Below are 16,441 nucleotides of genomic sequence, written 5' to 3' on the forward strand. Positions count from 1 at the left end.
TCAGCGCCCCTTGAACACAGCTGTGCGTTTGTTCATGAAGGCGCCGACGCCCTCGCGGTAGTCCTCGCTGCGCCCAGCCAGGCGTTGCAGGTCGCGCTCCAGTTCCAGCTGTTGGTCGAAGCGGTTGTCGAAGCTCTGGTTGAGGGCGCGCTTGATCAGGGCCAGGCCATAGGTGGGCTGGGTCGCCAGGTGGCGGGCGAGCTTGAGCGCTTCGTCGCGCAGCGCGGCATCGTCCACCACCCGGTGGATCAGCCCCCATTGCTCGGCCTGCTCGGCGCTCAGGCGCTCACCGAGCAGGGCCAGCGCCTTGGCCCGGGCCATGCCGACCAGGCGCGGCAGCAGCCAGGTGCCGCCGGAGTCCGGCACCAGGCCGATCTTGCAGAACGCCTGGATGAAGCTCGCCGAGCGCGCCGCCAGCACCAGGTCGCAGGCCAGCGGCAGGTTGGCCCCGGCGCCGGCGGCCACGCCGTTGACCGCGCAGATCACCGGCAGCGGCAGGTCGCGCAGACTGCGCACCAGCGGGTTGTAGAACTGCTCGATGGACTGGCCCAGGTCAGGCAGCTCGGCGCCGGGGGCGACATTGCGGTCGGCCAGGTCCTGGCCTGCGCAGAAGCCACGGCCTTCGCCGGTCAGCAGCAGCACCCGGGCGGTTTCGCTCTGGCGTACCTGCTTCAGCGCCTCGCGCACTTCCAGGTGCATGGCGCTGTTGAAGCTGTTGAGCTGCTCGGGCCGGTTCAGCGAAAGCAGGGCGACGCCGTCGTCGCCGATGGAAAACAGGATGTGCTGGAAGGACATGACTGGCTCGCTCCGTCAGTCGGTGGAAGGCTTACAGCCCTTGGAATCGGGCCGGGCGTTTGGCCTGGAAGGCGCGGATACCCTCGTCGCGGTCGGCGGTGCCGGCCAGCAGGGTGAAGGCGTGGCGTTCGAAGCGCAGGCCGCAGGCCAGGTCCATGTCCTGGGCCTTGAGCAGCGCCTCCTTGGCCAGGCGCACCGCCAGCGGTGCCTTGGCGGCGATGGCGGCGGCCACCTGCAGGGCGCGCTCGACGGTGAGTTCGGGCTGGGTGACTTCGCCGACCAGGCCTGCCTGCAGGGCGTGACGGGCGTCGATGGCTTCGCCGCCGAGGACCATCTGCATGGCCAGCGGCTTGCCCACGGCGCGCAGCAGGCGCTGGGTGCCGCCGGCGCCGGGGATGATGCCGAGGTTGATTTCCGGCTGGCCGAAACGGGCGTCGCTGCCGGCGATGACGATGTCGGCGCACATCACCAGTTCGCAGCCGCCGCCGAGGGCGAAGCCGTTGACGGCGGCGATCAGCGGTTTGCCAAAGCCGGCGATGCGCTGCCAGTGGGCCACGCGCGGGTCGTTGAGGATGCCGACCAGGTCGCGCTGGGCCATTTCGTTGATATCGGCGCCGGCGGCGAAGGCCTTTTGGCTGCCGGTGATGACCACGGCGCGGATCTGCGGGTCCTGGTCGGCGGCGTCCAGTTGTTCGGCCAGCTCTTCCAGCAGCGCCGTGTTCAGGGCGTTGAGGGCTTGCGGGCGGTGCAGGGTGATCAGGCGGACGCCGTCCGCCGGGGCCTGCACGATGAGGTTGCTTGGCATGGGGGTACCTCAGGCTGCACGTTCGGCGCCGGCTGGGGCCGGCTTTTCTTGGAATTGTTCGTGGTGCTGGGGCAAGTATATGTTCAAAGTGATACGTAAAATCAACATTGAAATTGTAATTACGTATCTATATTTGAGGCGAGCGACGCTATCGCGGGGCAAGCCCGCTCCCAGGCTGTCTCGCTGTTGTAGCCATTTGTTGGTGCTGGCTTGCCCAGCGATTAGGTCATCACTGTGCTGACGCTTTGTGAGGAAAGCGATACACCAGCAAGGCATTGACGAAGTGATTTGATCTGATACAGGATCGCTTGATCAACTGAATCATATTGAGAGCCAAACCCATGCCCTGCTATCGCCTCGACGGCCTGACCCCAGTGGTTCATCCCAGCGCCTACGTACACCCCAGCGCCGTGCTGATCGGCGACGTGTTGATCGGCCCCAACTGCTACATCGGCCCCCTGGCTTCGCTGCGCGGCGATTTCGGGCGAATAATCCTGGAAGAGGGCGCGAACCTGCAGGACACCTGCGTGATGCACGGTTTCCCCGGCGCCGACACAGTGGTCGAGCGCAACGGCCATATCGGCCATGGCGCCGTGCTGCACGGCTGTCGGATAGGCGAGGACGCCCTGGTCGGCATGAACGCGGTGGTCATGGACGGCGCGCATATCGCCCCACGCTGCATCGTCGCCGCCACGGCCTTCGTCAAGGCGGGATTCACGTGTACGGAACAGTGCCTGGTGGTCGGCGCGCCGGCCGAGGTCAAGCGCCCGATCAGCGACCAGGAGCTGGCCTGGAAACAGCGCGGCACTGCCGAATACCACAGCCTGGCCCGGCGCTGCATGACCGCGCTGGTGGAGTGCCCACCGCTGACCGCGCCCGAAGCGGACCGCCCACGCATGTGCGACTCCGGCTTCCGGCCCAAGGCCGAGGGCGGCGCATGAGCCTTGCGCGGTCGCGGCAGGCAGGTATAGTCGAGGCTTTAGCCGCGCCTCGTTCCCCCATGAGCAGCCTTGCCCCCCTGAACCACCTGATCACCCGTTTCCAGGAGCAGACGCCGATCCGCGCAAGCTCCCTGATCATCACCCTGTACGGCGATGCCATCGAACCCCATGGCGGTACGGTCTGGCTGGGCAGCCTGATCAACCTGCTGGAGCCGATGGGCATCAACGAGCGGCTGATCCGTACCTCGATCTTCCGCCTGACCAAGGAAGGCTGGCTGACCGCCGAGAAAGTCGGCCGGCGCAGCTACTACAGCCTGACCGGCACCGGTCGGCGGCGTTTCGAGAAAGCCTTCAAGCGCGTCTACAGCGCCAGCCTGCCGGCCTGGAACGGCGCCTGGACCCTGGTGCTGCTGGCGCAGCTCGACGCCGGCAAGCGCAAGGCCGTGCGCGAAGAGCTGGAATGGCAGGGCTTCGGCGCCATGGGCACGAACCTGCTGGGCTGCCCGCGCACCGACCGCGCCGACCTCGCCGCGACCCTGCGCGAGCAGGACGCCGAGGACGACTGCATCGTCTTCGAAACCCTCGCCCAGGAAGTGCTGGCCTCCAAGGCCCTGCGCGCCCAGGTGCGGGAAAGCTGGAACATCGAGGAGCTGGGCCAGCACTACAGCGAGTTCATCCGCCTGTTCCGCCCGCTGTGGCAGGCCATGAAGGACCTCGAGGCGCCGAGCCCGCAGGATTGTTTCCTGGCGCGCACGCTGCTGATCCATGAATACCGCCGCCTGCTGCTGCGTGATCCGCAACTGCCGGACGAGCTGTTGCCGGGTGACTGGGAAGGGCGCGCGGCGCGGCAGCTGTGCCGCAACCTGTACCGGCTGGTGCAGGGCAGGGCGGAGGAATACCTGGCCTGCGCGCTGGAAACGGCGGATGGGCCGTTGCCGGATGCCAACGAGAGTTACTATCGACGCTTTGGCGGGCTTGGCTGAGCGGCACCTAACTGATGGGTTCAGCAGGGACCTGTAGGAGCGGCTTTAGCCGCGAACACCGGCAAAGCCGGTGCCATCCACCGCGTCGCTTGCTTCGCGGCTAAAGCCGCTCCCACAGGGTGCGCGCCAGCCGCGCAATCGACAGCACAGGGCCGATAGTCGGGTGTTTTTTCTTCAGATCACAAAGAACCCATGGGTCCCATCCCGCCCCAACTGGTCCACCAACCCGAACTCCCAATCCAGATACCCCTGCATCGCCTCCCGCGGATTGTCGGTGCCTTCATAGGGACGTCGATAGCGATCGATGCGCGGCGCGCCCAGGCGCTGCTCGCCTTGCTCGGTCGCCAGCCCTTCGGCACTCCAGGCGCTGTTGCCGCCTTCAAGCACGAACACCGACTTGCCGCTCAGCGCCGCCACCTCCGGCGCGGCATAGCGCGCCAGCTGGCTCGAGCCGCAGGTCAGGACGAAGTGCCGTGCTGCTGGCAATGAGGCCAGTACTTTCTTCAGCTGGCTGCGCAGCGCCCATACGGCACCGGGAATATGCTGCCTGACATGGTTGGCGCTGGTGGTGAGGTCCAGTACCTGGGTATCCGGCTCCGATAGCCAGTCGGCGAGGAGGGCGGGGCTGATGGTTTCGACCTGGGGCGGCGTCGGCACGGGGGCGACCCAGGCACCGGTTTGCGTGAAGTCGTCCGACGACAACCCATCGAGCACCGCCACCTCCCAGTCCATCTGGGCCAGCCACGACGCGCTCATGTTGGCGCGCACGCCATCGTCGTCCGCCAGCACCAGGCGCGCGCCGCGTACACTGGCGACATGGTCGGTCTCCTGCACCAACTGGCCACCGGGCGTGGAGCGGGCGCCGGGCAGGTGGCCCAGGGCAAACTCCTCTGGCGTGCGCACATCGAACAGGTAGGTGGTGCGCTGCGCTTCGGCCTGCCATCGGCGCAGGCCTGCCAGATCGATGCGCGCCACACCGGCACGGTCGGCCACCTGGCGGGCGCGTTGCGCGGCGCTGTCACGGGTGGCGGCGGTCACGGCGCGGAAACGGCGCGACTGGCCTTGCTCCAGCGTCTGCCCGGCGAGGGTCCAGCCGATGGTGCCGTTGCGCAGGGCCGCCACCGGGTTGGGAATACCGGCATTGACCAGCGACTGGGTGCCGATGATGCTGCGGGTGCGCCCGGCGCAGTTGACGATCACCCGGGTGGCCGGATCGGGGGCCAGTTCCGCCACGCGCAGCACCAGTTCGGCGCCGGGCACGCTGATGCCGCCGGGGATGCTCATGGTCTGGTATTCGTCGAAGCGGCGGGCATCCAGCACCACCACATCGGCGTTGGCGTCCAGCAGCGCCTTGACCTCTTCGGCAGCCAACGAGGGCGTATGGCGTTCGGCCTCGACCAGTTCGCCAAAGGCCTTGCTCGGTACATTGACATCGCGGAACAGTTCGCCGCCCGCTTGGCGCCAGCCGGCCAGGCCGCCTTCGAGCAGCGCCACGTCGGTGTAGCCGAGGCTGAGCAGGCGCTGCGCGGCGGTCGACGCCAGGCCTTCGCCGTCGTCGTAGACGGTGAGGGGCGTGTCACGGCGTGGCACTCGGGCGTAGATCTCCAGCTCCAGGCGTGACAGCGGCACATTGGCGGCGAACAACGGATGGGCCTGGGCGAACGGGTCTTCCTCGCGGACATCGAGCAAGGCCAGCTCCTGGCCGGCAAGGAGGGCGGTGCGGATGGCGTGGTAGCTGCGGTGGGTGGCCTGGCTCATGCGCGGTTCTCTTTCGTCAGATCCCAGAGGTTGGGCAGGTAGCTGTTGGAATAGCCGGAAATGAAGGGCTTCTCTGTGCCCTCGGCGGTGTACACCGCACGCCGCACCGCGCCGATATTGGCGCCGTAGACATGGATGCTGATGGAGGTGCGGTCGGCATGGGCGTTGCGCACCTGGTGCAGGTCGCCGATGCGCGGCGACACCGCGATCACCTGGCCGGGCTCCAGTCGTTCGGCCGGCCCCTCCTGCTGCAGGCCATCCTGCGCCAGGGCATAGCCCTGGCTGATCTCGCTGCCGCGCAGCATGCCGATCAGCCCCCAGGTACGGTGGTCGTGCACCGGGGTTTCCTGCCCCGGCCCCCAGACGAAACTGACGATGGAGAAGCGCTGGCTGGAATCGGCGTGCAGCAGGTATTGCTGGTAGCGCTCCGGGTTGGGCCGGGCGTAGTCGTCCGGCAGCCAGTCGTCGACACTGACCAGGTCGCGCAGCAGCCGCGCGCCGTGGTCGAGCAGGCGCGGCTCGTCCGGCGCCTGGGCGAGGAGGTCGGCCAGCTCGCCGATGAAGCCGCGTAGCCGTCCGAGGTTGGGCGTTTGAGACATGGGTTCCCTCGATGTCCATGAGATGAGGCAGCGCCGGGCGCTACCGTGGCGAGGGAAAAGGTATTATTCTTGTTGCGTATTTTTCCAGATATTTATTATGCGAATTAAGAATGAAGATAGATGATATCGATGCATTCGTGGCCGTCATCCGCAGCCAGTCCATCAGCCAGGCGGCCGAATCGCTGCGCCTGACCCAGCCGGCCATCACCCGTCGGGTGCAGAACTTCGAGGAGGCCCTGGGCGTCAGCCTGCTGGACCGCAACACCAAACCGCTGAAACCCACGCCCATGGGCATGCGCGTCTACGAGCAGTGCCGGGCAGTACTGCGCGAGATGGACGCGCTGCGCGAGCTGGTGCTGAGCGACTCTTCGCCCAGTGGCGCCCTGCGCCTGGGGGTGCCGCAGACCGTCGGCGACGTGGTGCTGCTCGACGCCCTGAGCCAGCTCAAGGCGCTGTACCCCGACCTGCAGACCCAGGTCGCCACCGGTTGGGGCAGCCATCTGCTGGGCAAGATGGAAAACGGCGAGCTGGACGCCGTGGCGGCGCTGTTCCCGGCCGGCAAGGTATTCCCCGAGGGCATCGTCGGCCGTTCGCTGGCGCGTATGGACCTGGTGGTGGTGGCCGCCCGTGGCGAGGTGGGCAAGCGCAGTTGCAAGCTCGCCGACTGCTACCAGCGCGGCTGGGTGCTCAACCCCGACGGCTGCGGCTTCCGTGCCGGCCTGCAGCGGGCGCTGAACGACGAAGGGCTGTCGCTGCGGATCAACCTGGAGACCTTCGGTACCGAGTTGCAGTTGGGCTTGATCGCCAATGGCCTGGGCTTCGGCCTGGTGCCGCGGCCGTTGCTGGACAACAGCCGTCATCGCGAGCGCCTGGAGATCGTGCAGGTGAGTGATTTCAAGCCGGTGATTGACCTGTGGCTGATTCATCCGCGTTTTCTTGGGAATTTGCAGGCGCCGGTGGCGTTGTTTGGCGAGACGGTGGCGCAGCGGGTGGTGAGTCAGGGGTGAGGTTTTGGGTTTTGATCGTGTTTAGGCGAAGAGGTGCCTGGCGATAGCCTTGCAGCGCCTACGAGATCGAGCGCCGCCCGCGCGGCGCATCGCGGCACAAGGCCGCTCCTACATTTGTTGCAACGTGCCAAACCTGTCAGGCCATGGTTGCCCGCCTTGGTGCATGCCTTGAGACAGGTTAGGCGGCAGTAGTGCCCACAAGGCGTACCAGGTAATGGCAAAGGTTTGACTGGCCCGAAACAGATGTAGGAGCGGCCTTGCGTCGCGATGCACCGCGCGGGCGGCGCTCGATCTTGAGGGCGCTGCAAGGGTTGCGGCGGACACCTTGCGGCCATAACACGATCAAAACCCCTGCGCCCGAATACCAAAAATATTATTTATATAACAACAATAAATAAATGCACATTCTGTATATTAGGTTAGAAGCAGATCGAATTTCACGCCCCTTTTTAAGATCGATAGCATAAGGATCAAGCCAGGCACCGGCGGGCTCGATCCACACTCCCGCCACCGCCAGCAATCAATGGAACGGCCTTGAGCGAGGAGATGGAATGTCCCGGTACAGCAACACCCTGGTACCCATCACAGCCCTGCTGCACTGGCAGGGCTTTCGCAACCTGGGCCTGCGACTGGTCAGCCCGTTGCTGCTGCTGGCGGCCTGGGAGCTGGCCTCGCGCAGCGGCATGTTGCCGCCGCGAATCATCGCCGCGCCCAGCGCCATCGGCGACACCCTCTGGCAGATGATCGTCAGCGGCGAGCTGGCCGGGCACCTGTGGGTGTCTCTCCAGCGCGCCCTGAGCGGCCTGGCCATCGGTGTCAGCGTGGGCACTCTGCTGGCCTTGCTCGCAGGCCTGTCACGGCGCGGCGAGCTGGCCATCGACTCGCCGGTGCAGATGCTGCGCACCTTGCCGTTCCTGGCCATCGTGCCGCTGTTCATCCTGTGGTTCGGCGTGGGCGAGACGCCCAAGATCGCCCTGATTGCCCTGGGTACCACCTTCCCGGTGTACCTCACCCTGTTCTCCGGCATTCGCGGCGTCGACCCCAAGTTGGTGGAGGCCGGGCAACTGTTCGGCCTGGGCCGCCTGGGGCTGGTCTGGCATGTGATCCTGCCCGGCGCGCTGCCGGCATTCTTCGTCGGGCTGCGCTATGCCTTCGGCATCAGCTGGCTGGGCCTGGTGGTGGTCGAGCAGATCAACGCCAGTGCTGGCCTAGGTTACCTGGTCAATGACGCGCGCGACTTCATGCGCACCGATGTCATCGTCATCTGCCTGATCGTCTACAGCGTGCTGGGCCTGTCCATCGACGCCCTGGTGCGCCTGCTCGAACGCCTGGCCCTGGCCTGGCGCCCCACCTTCATAAGGAACTGACCATGGAAGTCGCACTGCAACGCCTGCGCCCCCCGGTGCGGGTGCGCGGGCTCACGCGCAGGTTCCAGGGCCACACGGTGCTCGACGGCCTGGACCTGGACCTGGCACCCGGCGAGTTCGTCGCCTTGCTCGGCCGCAGCGGCTCGGGCAAGACCACCCTGCTGCGGGCGCTGGCCGGGCTCGACCGGGTGGAGGCGGGCACCCTGGAGGTGCCTGGCGCCCATGCGGCGGTGTTCCAGGAACCACGGCTGATGCCCTGGAAGCGTGCCTGGCGCAATGTCGTGCTGGGCCTGAGGGGCGCCGAGCCGAAAGCGCGTGCCCTGGCGGCGCTGCGTGAGGTGGGCCTGGCGCACCGCACCGAGGCCTGGCCGGGCACCCTGTCCGGCGGCGAGGCCCAGCGCGTGGCCCTGGCCCGGGCATTGGTGCGCGAGCCGCAACTGCTGCTGCTCGACGAGCCTTTCGCCGCGCTGGATGCCTTGACCCGCATCCGCATGCACCAGTTGATCCTCGAACTGTGGCGCACCCATCAGCCGTCGGTGCTGCTGGTCACCCACGATGTCGACGAGGCCTTGCTGCTGGCCGACCGCGTGGTGGTGCTGGAGGCGGGGCGCCTCGCCGAGCAGATCCCGATCCGCCTGCCGCGTCACCGCGAGGTGGCCAGCCGTGGCTTCCAGGAACTGCGCCAACACCTGCTGGCCCTGCTCGGCGTCGAAGCGCCCGCGGCCAGCCATGCCCACACCCTCGCACGGACCGCCCAACGATGAGCCTCGACCTGCACACCAGCGCCAAGGCGCCCGATCTCGATTCGCCGGCCTTCGCCGACCTGCTGGCCCGCCTGAGCGACGAATTTGCCGCCAGCGCCGCCGAGCATGATCGCCGGGGCAGCTTCCCCCACGCCAACCTGCGCCGCCTGCATGAACACGGCCTACTGGCCCTGACCGTGCCGCGCCGCCTGGGTGGCAGCGAAGCGACGCTGGCCCAGGCCCGGCGGGTGATCGCCGCCGTGGCCCGGGGCGAGCCGTCCACCGCCCTGGTGCTGGTGATGCAGTACCTGCAGCATGCCCGCCTGCAGCAGAACCAGGCCTGGCCCGAGCACCTGCGCCTGCGCCTGGCCCGCGAGGCGGTGACTGACGGCGCGCTGGTCAACGCCCTGCGCGTCGAGCCGGAGCTGGGCACCCCGGCGCGGGGCGGCCTGCCGGGCACCGTCGCCCGGCGGGTGGCCGAGGGCTGGCGGATCAGCGGGCGCAAGATCTACTCCACCGGCATCCCCGGGCTGACCTGGCTTGCGGTGTGGGCACGCAGCGACGAGGCCGAACCGCGGGTCGGCACCTGGCTGGTGCACCGCGACACGCCGGGCATCCGCATCGAGGAAACCTGGGACCACCTGGGCATGCGTGCCACCTGCAGCCAAGATGTGATTTTCGATGATGTACTGGTGCCCGCCGAACAAGCCGTGGATGTCCTCCCGGCGCACCAGCCACGCCCGTCCGAGCTCGACCACAACGGCGTACTGTGGCTGGCCGTGCTGCTGTCGAGCATCTACGACGGCGTCGCCCGGGCCGCCCGCGACTGGCTGGTGGGCTGGCTGGCCGGGCGCACGCCGGGCAACCTCGGCGCGCCGCTGTCGAGCCTGTCGCGATTCCAGGAACTGGTGGGGCGCATCGATGCCTTGCTGCTGTCCAACCGGGTCCTGCTCGACGCCGCCGCCGAAGGGCGCATCCCGGCGAGCGAGGCCACCCAGGTCAAGTACCTGGTGACCACCCAGGCCATCAGCGCTGTCGAGCTGGGCGTGGAGGCCATCGGCAACCCGGCGCTGGCCCGGGGCAACCCGCTTGAGCGGCATTACCGCGACGTGCTGTGCAGTCGTATCCACACACCACAGAACGACGCGGTGCTCGGCGCCGCCGGACGCGCGGCGTTCGCCTTGCCCAGCCGTGGCGGCCAGGCATGAGCGGCGTGCGTATCGCCAGCCAGCTGGACGCGCGGTTCAATGCGTTGCTGGCCGACGCCGTGCCGGGCGTGGAGATCCTGGCGCTGCCCAGGGGCGTGCCTCATGGGATGCCGGACGATGTCCGGGTCCTGCTGGCCGCGCCAGACCCGGGCTTGCGTGATGCCGTTGCGCCGCCCTCGGGCTGGCCGTTCGGGCTCGGCTTCGTGCAGCTGGTCAGCTCCGGCATCGACTACTTTCCCGGCTGGCTGCTCGAGCCGCTGCCTGTGGCCAGTGCTCGCGGGGTGACGGCGGACAGCCTGGCCGAATTCGCCCTGGCATCGATGTTCGCCGCCGCCAAGCAACTGCCGCAACTGTGGATCGACGAACCCGGGCAATGGCAACCACGTCCGCTGGCCTCGCTGGCCGGCAGCACCTTGGGTCTCTACGGCTTCGGGCGGATCGGCCAGGCCCTGGCGCGCAAGGCCCTGGCGCTGGATATCGAAGTGATCGCCCTGCGCCGCTCGGTCAGGCCGTTCGAGGTGCCCGGCGTACGGGGCGTGGCCAGCGTCGAGGAGCTGTTCGCCCGCGCCGATCACCTGGTGCTGGCGGCGCCGGCCGACCCGTCGACCCGGCATGTGGTCGATCGGCGCAGCCTTGCCCACGCCAAGCCTGGCCTGCACCTGATCAATATCGCCCGTGGCGCCCTGGTGGACCAGGACGCCTTGCTCGAGGCCCTGGACAGCGGCCAGGTGGCGTTGACCAGCCTCGATGTCACCGAGCCCGAGCCGCTGCCGGCAGGGCACCGACTGTACAGCCACCCCAAGGTCCGGCTGAGCCCCCACACCTCGGCCAACACGCCGCAGGTGTACCGCAACCTTGCCGCGCTGCTGGCGCGCAACCTCGATCATTTCCGTAGCGGACGACCGCTGGAGAACCTGCTGGCCCAAGGAGAGACCGCATGAGCGCCAGGCTGAGCCGCCTACCCACCGCCTATTCATTGCCCCGCGACGGCCACACCGTGCATCGCTGGCAGGACCCGCCGCAACAATCGACCCACGAGGCCGAGCGGTTGCTGCGCAAGCAGCGCCTGGCCGGTTCGTTCCGGCTGTTCGCCCGGCACGGCTTCGACATGGGCGGCGCCGGCCATATCACCGTACGCGACCCTCAGCATCCCGATCACTTCTGGGTCAATCCGGTGGGCGTGTACTTCGGCCATATTCGCGTCAGCGACCTGCTGCTGGTCAACCCACGGGGCGAGATCGTCGAAGGGCAGGGCGCGTTGAACCTGGCCGCCTTCGCCATCCATGCGGCGTTGCACGAGGCGCGCCCGGACGTGGTGGCCGCCGCCCATGCCCATTCGTTGTACGGCAAGGCCTGGTCGAGCCTGGGACGCCTGCTCGATCCGCTGACCCAGGACGCCTGCGCCTTTCATGGCAAGCACGCGCTGTTCGACAACTTCACCGGGGTGGTGCTGGAGGCCAGCGAGGGTGCGCGCATCGCCGCCACCCTGGGGCCGGACAAGGTCGCGCTGATCCTGCAGAACCATGGGCTGCTCACCGTCGGGCGCACGGTAGAGGCCGCGGTGTGGCGCTTCATCGCCCTGGACAACGCCGCCCATGCGCAACTGCTGGCCGAGGCCGTCGGCACGCCGCGGCCGATCCCGGCGGCAGTGGCCGAGCACACCGCGCGCCAGGTCGGCACCGAGTTCGGTGGCTGGTTCAGCTTCCAGCCGTACTGGGACCGCCTGCTGCGCGACGAACCCGATTTTCTCGACTGAGTGCAAGGAGGCGCCATGAATCGCCGTCGTTTTCTGCAGTACAGCGCCCTGGGCGGGCTCGCCTGCGCGCTGCCCGGCGCCTTTGCCCGCGACTGGCAGGGGCTGACCCTGGGCGTGGCCACCTACAAGGGCGCCGCGCCGACCTTCTTCGAGGAGGCCGGCATCGAGCGCCCGCCCTACGCGGTGAAATACGCCGAGTTCAACGGCGGCAACCTCGGCTTTGAAGCGTTGATCAGCGGTACCCTGGACCTGGCGCCGATGAGCGAGATCCCGCCGATCTTCGGCATCCGCAACCAGGCGCCGGTCAGGCTCATCGCCGTGCTGACCGGTGACGTCAACAACCAGGCCTTTGTCGTGCCCAAGGGCTCGACCATGCAGTCGCTGGCCGAGCTGCCGGGCAAGCGGGTGGGGTACATCCGCTCCACGTCCTCGCACTACATGCTGCTGCGCGCCCTCAAGGACCAGGGCCTGACCCTGGCGGACATCCAGCCCCTGGCGCTGACGCCCCAGGATGGTTTCGCCGCGTTCCAGAACGGCAACCTGGATGTCTGGGTGACCTTCGGCTACTTCATCCAGCTGGCCGAGCTGCGCAGCGGGGCGCGGGTGCTGCGCACCGGGCAGGGCTACCTGTCGGGCAACTACGTGATCGCCGCCAACCAGCGGGCGATCGAAGATCCGCGCAAGCGCGCGGCGATCGAGGACTACGTGCGCCGCGAGTACCGCAGCTGGCAGTGGGTGCAGCACCACCCCGAGGCCTGGGCCGCGCGTTGCGAGCAGGTGCTGGGCATTCCCCGGGAAGTGTTCATCGCCCAGTACAAGGCCCAGAGCGGGCCGCGGGTGCTGCAGGCGGTGGACGATGCCGCGGTGCGCTCGCAGCAGGATGTGGCCGACACCTTCTACGCCGCCGGCGTGCTGCCCCAGCGCCTGGATGTGGCGCCGTTGTGGGATCGGAGTTTTAGCTGGGCTTCGTGATTAACGCGGCCGCTCTCATGGAACAAAACATAATTCTTTGATTTGACTGGGTAGCGTGGGAGCGGGCTTGCCCCGCGATGCGGTGTATGGCACCGGCTTCGCCGGTGTTCGCGGGGCAAGCCCGCTCCCACGCTGGAACTCTGTTTCCTGCGCGACAGCGCAGCCCGTAAGGGCTGTGTAATCTCCTATGGAACAACACGTAACCTATTAATTCAGCTTGACTCTGTGGGAGCGGGTTTACCCGCGAAGAATCCAGCGCGGTGTATGGCACCGGCTGCGCCGGTGTTCGCGGGTGAACCCGCTCCCACAGGGTGAGAGTTCCCTGCGCGACTGCGTAGTCCGAAGGGCAGGGACCGTGTCTGGCATAAAGGAATCCCATGCCTCGTTCAACTCGATATGCCTTGCTGCTGGTACTGGCCTGCGGCTGCGCGCTGGCCGATGTCCGCGCCCTCCACGAACGCCTGATTGTCCTCGACAGCCACCTGGACACGCCCATGCAACTGGCCCGGCCCGGCTGGGACATCGGCCAGCGCCACCGCTATGCCGACGACCTGTCCCAGGTCGACCTGCCGCGCATGCGCGACGGTGGTCTGGACGGCGGTTTCTTCGCCATCTTCACCCCCCAGGGACCGCTCACGCCCGAGGGCCGTACCCTGGCCAGCGAGCATGGCCTGGCGGTGATGACCCGGATCCGCGACATGGTCGCCGCCCGGCCGGACGCATTCGCCCTGGCCACGCGGGCGCAGGAGGTGCCGGCGATCGTCGCCTCCGGCCGGCGGGTGGTGCTGATCAGCATGGAGAATGCCGAACCGCTGGCGGCCGACCCCGGCCGGTTGGCCACTTACCACCGCCTGGGTTTGCGCATGCTGGGCCTGGTGCATGCGCAGAACAACGACTTCGCCGACTCGGCCACCGCGTTGCCGAATTGGCATGGGCTGAGCCCGGCTGGCCGCGAACTGGTGCAGGCGGCCAACCGCCTGGGAATCCTCATTGACGTGTCCCATGCCTCCGATGCGGTGTTCGACCAGGTGCTGGCGTTGTCCAGCGCCCCGGTGATCGCCTCGCATTCCGGGGCCCGGGCCATCGGCCCGCATCCGCGCAATCTCGATGACGAACGATTGCGCCATCTCGCCGCCAAGGGTGGAGTGGTGCAGGTCAACACCTACGCCAGCGACCTGGTGCCGCGTGCGCCGAACCCCGAGCGGGACAAGGCCCTGGCGCCGCTGTACCGGGAGTTCCGCCTGGCGGCCAGCCTGCCGCCGGCGCAGGTGGCGGACCTGGCCCGGCGCATACGCGAGGCCGAAGCCCGGCATCCGTTGCCGGCGACCAGCCTGGACGACTTCATGCGTCATCTGCTGCACATCCTCGACGTGGTTGGCCCGCGGCATGTCGGCATCGGCGCGGACTGGGACGGTGGTGGCGGGGTGGAGGGGCTGCGCGATGTCAGCCAGTTGCCAGAGATCACTGCGCGGTTGCTGGCGGCGGGGTACCGCGAGCAGGACCTGGCGGATATCTGGGGTGGGAACCTGTTGCGGGTGATGGAAGAAGCGCAATCCACGTGTTCACTGTAGGAGCGGCCTTGTGCCGCGAAAGGGCTGCATCGCAGCCCCCAGGCATTGGTGTCACATCGTCGATCGTCGGGGCCGCCTTGCGGCCCTTTCGCGGCACAAGGCCGCTCCTACAAAAAAGCAGGTGTTTCAAAATAATTATGCGTTCTGCGCAGCATGCAAAGCTTAAGACATTACACATTTTAATATTTGCATATGCTCAAAATGTATTTCTCTTAGCTCATCCCGCTCTCTAGGATGGCTCCACATAGAGCGTTTTCGTAGCTTGAAAACATCCAGTCATAACCGAAAGCGATAACCGTGGACCAGGGAGAGTGCCCGCGATGCCATTGACCAGACGCCAGCTCATTGCCCGTATCGGTATGGTCGGTGGCCTGCAAGCCGCCACGGCGGCCCTCGGGTTGTTCGGGCCGCTGGCCCCGGCGCGGGCCAGCCAGGAGAACTACGCCCAGCTGCCGCTGGCCCGTGTCGGGCAGGGCGCCACTGTCACCGTGGTCGGCGCCGGCATCGGCGGCCTGGTGGCCGCCTACGAGCTGCGCAAGGCCGGCTTTGCCGTCACCCTGCTGGAGGCCCGCGAGCGGGTCGGCGGGCGCAACTGGACCGTGCGCCGGGGTGACCGGGTCGCGTTCACCGATGGCAGCGTGCAAACCGTCGAGTTCGACGATGGTTTCTACCTCAACGCCGGCCCTGGCCGGTTGCCCAGCCATCATCAGCTGATGCTCGGCTACTGCCGCGAACTGGGGGTGGAGCTTGAAGTGCTGGTCAACACCAGCCGCAACGCCCTGGTGCGTCCCGACCTCGACCAGCCACCGATGCAGATCCGCCAGGCGGTCAACGACAGCCGCGGGCACCTGGCCGAACTGCTGGCCAAGGCCGTCGACCGCCAGGCCCTGGACCAGGAGTTGAGCCTGGACGACCGGCGCAACCTGCTGGGCTTCCTGCGCACCTGGGGCGACCTGTCGGAGAAGCTCGAGTACCTGGGTTCGGCGCGCTCCGGCTACAAGGTCTGGCCCGGGGCCGGCGACCAGCAAGCCCTGCGCAACGACCCGCTGCCCCTGCGCACCTTGCTCAACCCGGCGCTGGGCACGGCGCTGATGATCGACGAGTACCCGGAGTTCTCGCCGACCATGTTCCAGCCGGTGGGCGGCATGGACCGCATTCCCCTGGCGTTCCAGCGCCACCTGCGGGATGCCCTGCGCCTGGGGGCCGAGGTACGCTCGATTCGCCATTTCGACGACCGGGTGGAGATCGGCTTCCAGCAGCATGGTCAGCCACGGCGCATCACCAGCGACTATGCGGTGATCGCCTTGCCGCTGCCGTTGCTGGCGAAGCTCGACAGCAACTTCAGCGCCCCGGTGCGCCAGGCCATCGCCGCCGTGCAGTTCGGTCATGCCAACAAGGTGGCCTGGCAGTCCCGGCGCTTCTGGGAGACCGACTACCAGATCTACGGCGGCCTCTCGTTCATCAACCAGGCGTCGTCCGGGCTGTGGTACCCCAGCGGCGGCTTCAACCAGGCCGAGGGCATTCTCGTCGCCGCCTACAACAACGGCGAGACCGCCCGCCAGTTTGCCGACAAGTCGGTCGCCGAGCAGATCGCCCTGTCGCGCCAGGCCGTGGAGCTGCTGCACCCGGGGCACGGCCACGAACTGCGCAAGCCACTGGTGGTGGACTGGGGACGCATACCCCACAGCCTCGGGCCGTGGATCAGCCACCCGCTGGCCGACGCCGACTACAACCTGCTCAACCAGGCCCAGGGCCGGGTGCACCTGACCAGCGACGCCCTGGCCCACAGCGGTATCGGTATCTGGCAGGAAACCGCTGCCGGAGCCGCCCGGCGGGTGGTGCGCAACCTGTGCGAGCGTGCCCAGGGCACCTCGCAGAGCCGGCAGACAGCCTGACTACTACACAACTAAAACCATCTGCCAGGTAGCGGACCTCC

15 protein-coding genes are annotated in these 16,441 nt (G+C 67.7%); 11 read left to right on the forward strand and 4 right to left on the reverse strand.

The window, feature by feature from the left end:
* Positions 1-795 carry a 2-(1,2-epoxy-1,2-dihydrophenyl)acetyl-CoA isomerase PaaG gene (gene paaG / locus AC0MAZ_RS16170; protein WP_232856187.1) on the reverse strand — a complete coding sequence of 265 codons (795 nt, stop codon included), beginning with the start codon at positions 793-795 and terminating at the stop codon, positions 1-3.
* Positions 796-826: 31 nt separating this feature from the next.
* Positions 827-1,600, reverse strand: a complete 774-nt coding sequence (paaF, locus tag AC0MAZ_RS16175) for a 2,3-dehydroadipyl-CoA hydratase PaaF (RefSeq protein ID WP_475858519.1) — start codon at positions 1,598-1,600, stop codon at positions 827-829.
* 341 nt (positions 1,601-1,941) lie between these two features.
* Between paaF and paaY the strand changes: the two genes are divergently transcribed.
* Together paaY and paaX are read left to right on the forward strand one after the other, a co-directional pair.
* Entirely contained in the window at positions 1,942-2,541 is a 600-nt protein-coding gene (gene paaY, locus AC0MAZ_RS16180; RefSeq protein ID WP_203646641.1) for a phenylacetic acid degradation protein PaaY, read from the forward strand.
* 59 nt (positions 2,542-2,600) lie between these two features.
* Positions 2,601-3,524: a phenylacetic acid degradation operon negative regulatory protein PaaX gene (gene paaX / locus AC0MAZ_RS16185; protein ID WP_475858521.1), complete on the forward strand. Its 924-nt coding sequence runs from the start codon at positions 2,601-2,603 to the stop codon at positions 3,522-3,524.
* Between the two features lie 174 nt (positions 3,525-3,698).
* Here paaX and AC0MAZ_RS16190 read toward each other — a convergent pair whose 3' ends face one another.
* A complete protein-coding gene (locus AC0MAZ_RS16190) occupies positions 3,699-5,282 on the reverse strand; it encodes a rhodanese-related sulfurtransferase (protein ID WP_475858523.1) in 1,584 nt (527 codons plus the stop codon).
* On the reverse strand, positions 5,279-5,881 hold the full coding sequence (locus AC0MAZ_RS16195; RefSeq protein WP_475858524.1) for a cysteine dioxygenase family protein: 603 nt from the start codon (positions 5,879-5,881) through the stop codon (positions 5,279-5,281). The genes AC0MAZ_RS16190 and AC0MAZ_RS16195 overlap by 4 nt, the downstream gene beginning before the upstream one ends.
* 110 nt (positions 5,882-5,991) lie before the next feature.
* Between AC0MAZ_RS16195 and AC0MAZ_RS16200 the strand changes: the two genes are divergently transcribed.
* The 9 genes from AC0MAZ_RS16200 to AC0MAZ_RS16240 all read left to right on the forward strand — a co-directional run bounded on the left by AC0MAZ_RS16200 (position 5,992) and on the right by AC0MAZ_RS16240 (position 16,400).
* Positions 5,992-6,888 (forward strand): LysR family transcriptional regulator, encoded by an 897-nt coding sequence (locus AC0MAZ_RS16200; RefSeq protein WP_475858525.1) that lies wholly within the window; start codon positions 5,992-5,994, stop codon positions 6,886-6,888.
* Positions 6,889-7,439: 551 nt separating this feature from the next.
* Positions 7,440-8,255, forward strand: a complete 816-nt coding sequence (locus AC0MAZ_RS16205) for an ABC transporter permease (RefSeq protein ID WP_475858527.1) — start codon at positions 7,440-7,442, stop codon at positions 8,253-8,255.
* A gap of 2 nt (positions 8,256-8,257) precedes the next feature.
* Positions 8,258-9,019 carry an ABC transporter ATP-binding protein gene (locus tag AC0MAZ_RS16210; RefSeq protein ID WP_443201107.1) on the forward strand — a complete coding sequence of 254 codons (762 nt, stop codon included), beginning with the start codon at positions 8,258-8,260 and terminating at the stop codon, positions 9,017-9,019.
* Positions 9,016-10,206 (forward strand): acyl-CoA dehydrogenase family protein, encoded by a 1,191-nt coding sequence (locus AC0MAZ_RS16215; protein ID WP_475858528.1) that lies wholly within the window; start codon positions 9,016-9,018, stop codon positions 10,204-10,206. Before AC0MAZ_RS16210 ends, AC0MAZ_RS16215 begins: the two co-directional genes overlap by 4 nt.
* Positions 10,203-11,147 (forward strand): D-isomer specific 2-hydroxyacid dehydrogenase family protein, encoded by a 945-nt coding sequence (locus AC0MAZ_RS16220; RefSeq protein WP_475858529.1) that lies wholly within the window; start codon positions 10,203-10,205, stop codon positions 11,145-11,147. Before AC0MAZ_RS16215 ends, AC0MAZ_RS16220 begins: the two co-directional genes overlap by 4 nt.
* Positions 11,144-11,962: a class II aldolase/adducin family protein gene (locus AC0MAZ_RS16225; RefSeq protein ID WP_475858531.1), complete on the forward strand. Its 819-nt coding sequence runs from the start codon at positions 11,144-11,146 to the stop codon at positions 11,960-11,962. The genes AC0MAZ_RS16220 and AC0MAZ_RS16225 overlap by 4 nt, the downstream gene beginning before the upstream one ends.
* Positions 11,963-11,977: 15 nt before the next feature.
* Complete coding sequence (locus AC0MAZ_RS16230) at positions 11,978-12,934, forward strand: ABC transporter substrate-binding protein (RefSeq protein ID WP_203646428.1); 957 nt, start codon at positions 11,978-11,980, stop codon at positions 12,932-12,934.
* A gap of 377 nt (positions 12,935-13,311) precedes the next feature.
* The gene (locus tag AC0MAZ_RS16235; protein WP_475858533.1) at positions 13,312-14,505 is read left to right on the forward strand and encodes a dipeptidase; all 1,194 of its coding nucleotides are present in this window, start codon (positions 13,312-13,314) and stop codon (positions 14,503-14,505) included.
* Positions 14,506-14,825: 320 nt separating this feature from the next.
* A complete protein-coding gene (locus AC0MAZ_RS16240; RefSeq protein WP_475858534.1) occupies positions 14,826-16,400 on the forward strand; it encodes a flavin monoamine oxidase family protein in 1,575 nt (524 codons plus the stop codon).
* The last annotated feature ends 41 nt before the right edge of the window (positions 16,401-16,441 follow it).

The sequence above is a fragment of the Pseudomonas sp. A genome (genome assembly GCF_056270345.1).

Excerpts from the sequence above, each read along its gene's own strand:
- AC0MAZ_RS16220 (WP_475858529.1), top strand. The coding sequence starts at position 10,203 with ATGAGCGGCGTGCGTATCGCCAGCCAGCTGGACGCGCGGTTCAATGCG.
- AC0MAZ_RS16215 (WP_475858528.1), top strand. The coding sequence starts at position 9,016 with ATGAGCCTCGACCTGCACACCAGCGCCAAGGCGCCCGATCTCGATTCG.
- AC0MAZ_RS16235 (WP_475858533.1), top strand. The coding sequence starts at position 13,312 with ATGCCTCGTTCAACTCGATATGCCTTGCTGCTGGTACTGGCCTGCGGC.
- AC0MAZ_RS16190 (WP_475858523.1), bottom strand. The coding sequence starts at position 5,282 with ATGAGCCAGGCCACCCACCGCAGCTACCACGCCATCCGCACCGCCCTC.
- AC0MAZ_RS16240 (WP_475858534.1), top strand. The coding sequence starts at position 14,826 with ATGCCATTGACCAGACGCCAGCTCATTGCCCGTATCGGTATGGTCGGT.
- AC0MAZ_RS16205 (WP_475858527.1), top strand. The coding sequence starts at position 7,440 with ATGTCCCGGTACAGCAACACCCTGGTACCCATCACAGCCCTGCTGCAC.
- AC0MAZ_RS16195 (WP_475858524.1), bottom strand. The coding sequence starts at position 5,881 with ATGTCTCAAACGCCCAACCTCGGACGGCTACGCGGCTTCATCGGCGAG.
- AC0MAZ_RS16225 (WP_475858531.1), top strand. The coding sequence starts at position 11,144 with ATGAGCGCCAGGCTGAGCCGCCTACCCACCGCCTATTCATTGCCCCGC.
- AC0MAZ_RS16200 (WP_475858525.1), top strand. The coding sequence starts at position 5,992 with ATGAAGATAGATGATATCGATGCATTCGTGGCCGTCATCCGCAGCCAG.
- paaY (WP_203646641.1), top strand. The coding sequence starts at position 1,942 with ATGCCCTGCTATCGCCTCGACGGCCTGACCCCAGTGGTTCATCCCAGC.
- AC0MAZ_RS16230 (WP_203646428.1), top strand. The coding sequence starts at position 11,978 with ATGAATCGCCGTCGTTTTCTGCAGTACAGCGCCCTGGGCGGGCTCGCC.
- AC0MAZ_RS16210 (WP_443201107.1), top strand. The coding sequence starts at position 8,258 with ATGGAAGTCGCACTGCAACGCCTGCGCCCCCCGGTGCGGGTGCGCGGG.
- paaX (WP_475858521.1), top strand. The coding sequence starts at position 2,601 with ATGAGCAGCCTTGCCCCCCTGAACCACCTGATCACCCGTTTCCAGGAG.
- paaF (WP_475858519.1), bottom strand. The coding sequence starts at position 1,600 with ATGCCAAGCAACCTCATCGTGCAGGCCCCGGCGGACGGCGTCCGCCTG.
- paaG (WP_232856187.1), bottom strand. The coding sequence starts at position 795 with ATGTCCTTCCAGCACATCCTGTTTTCCATCGGCGACGACGGCGTCGCC.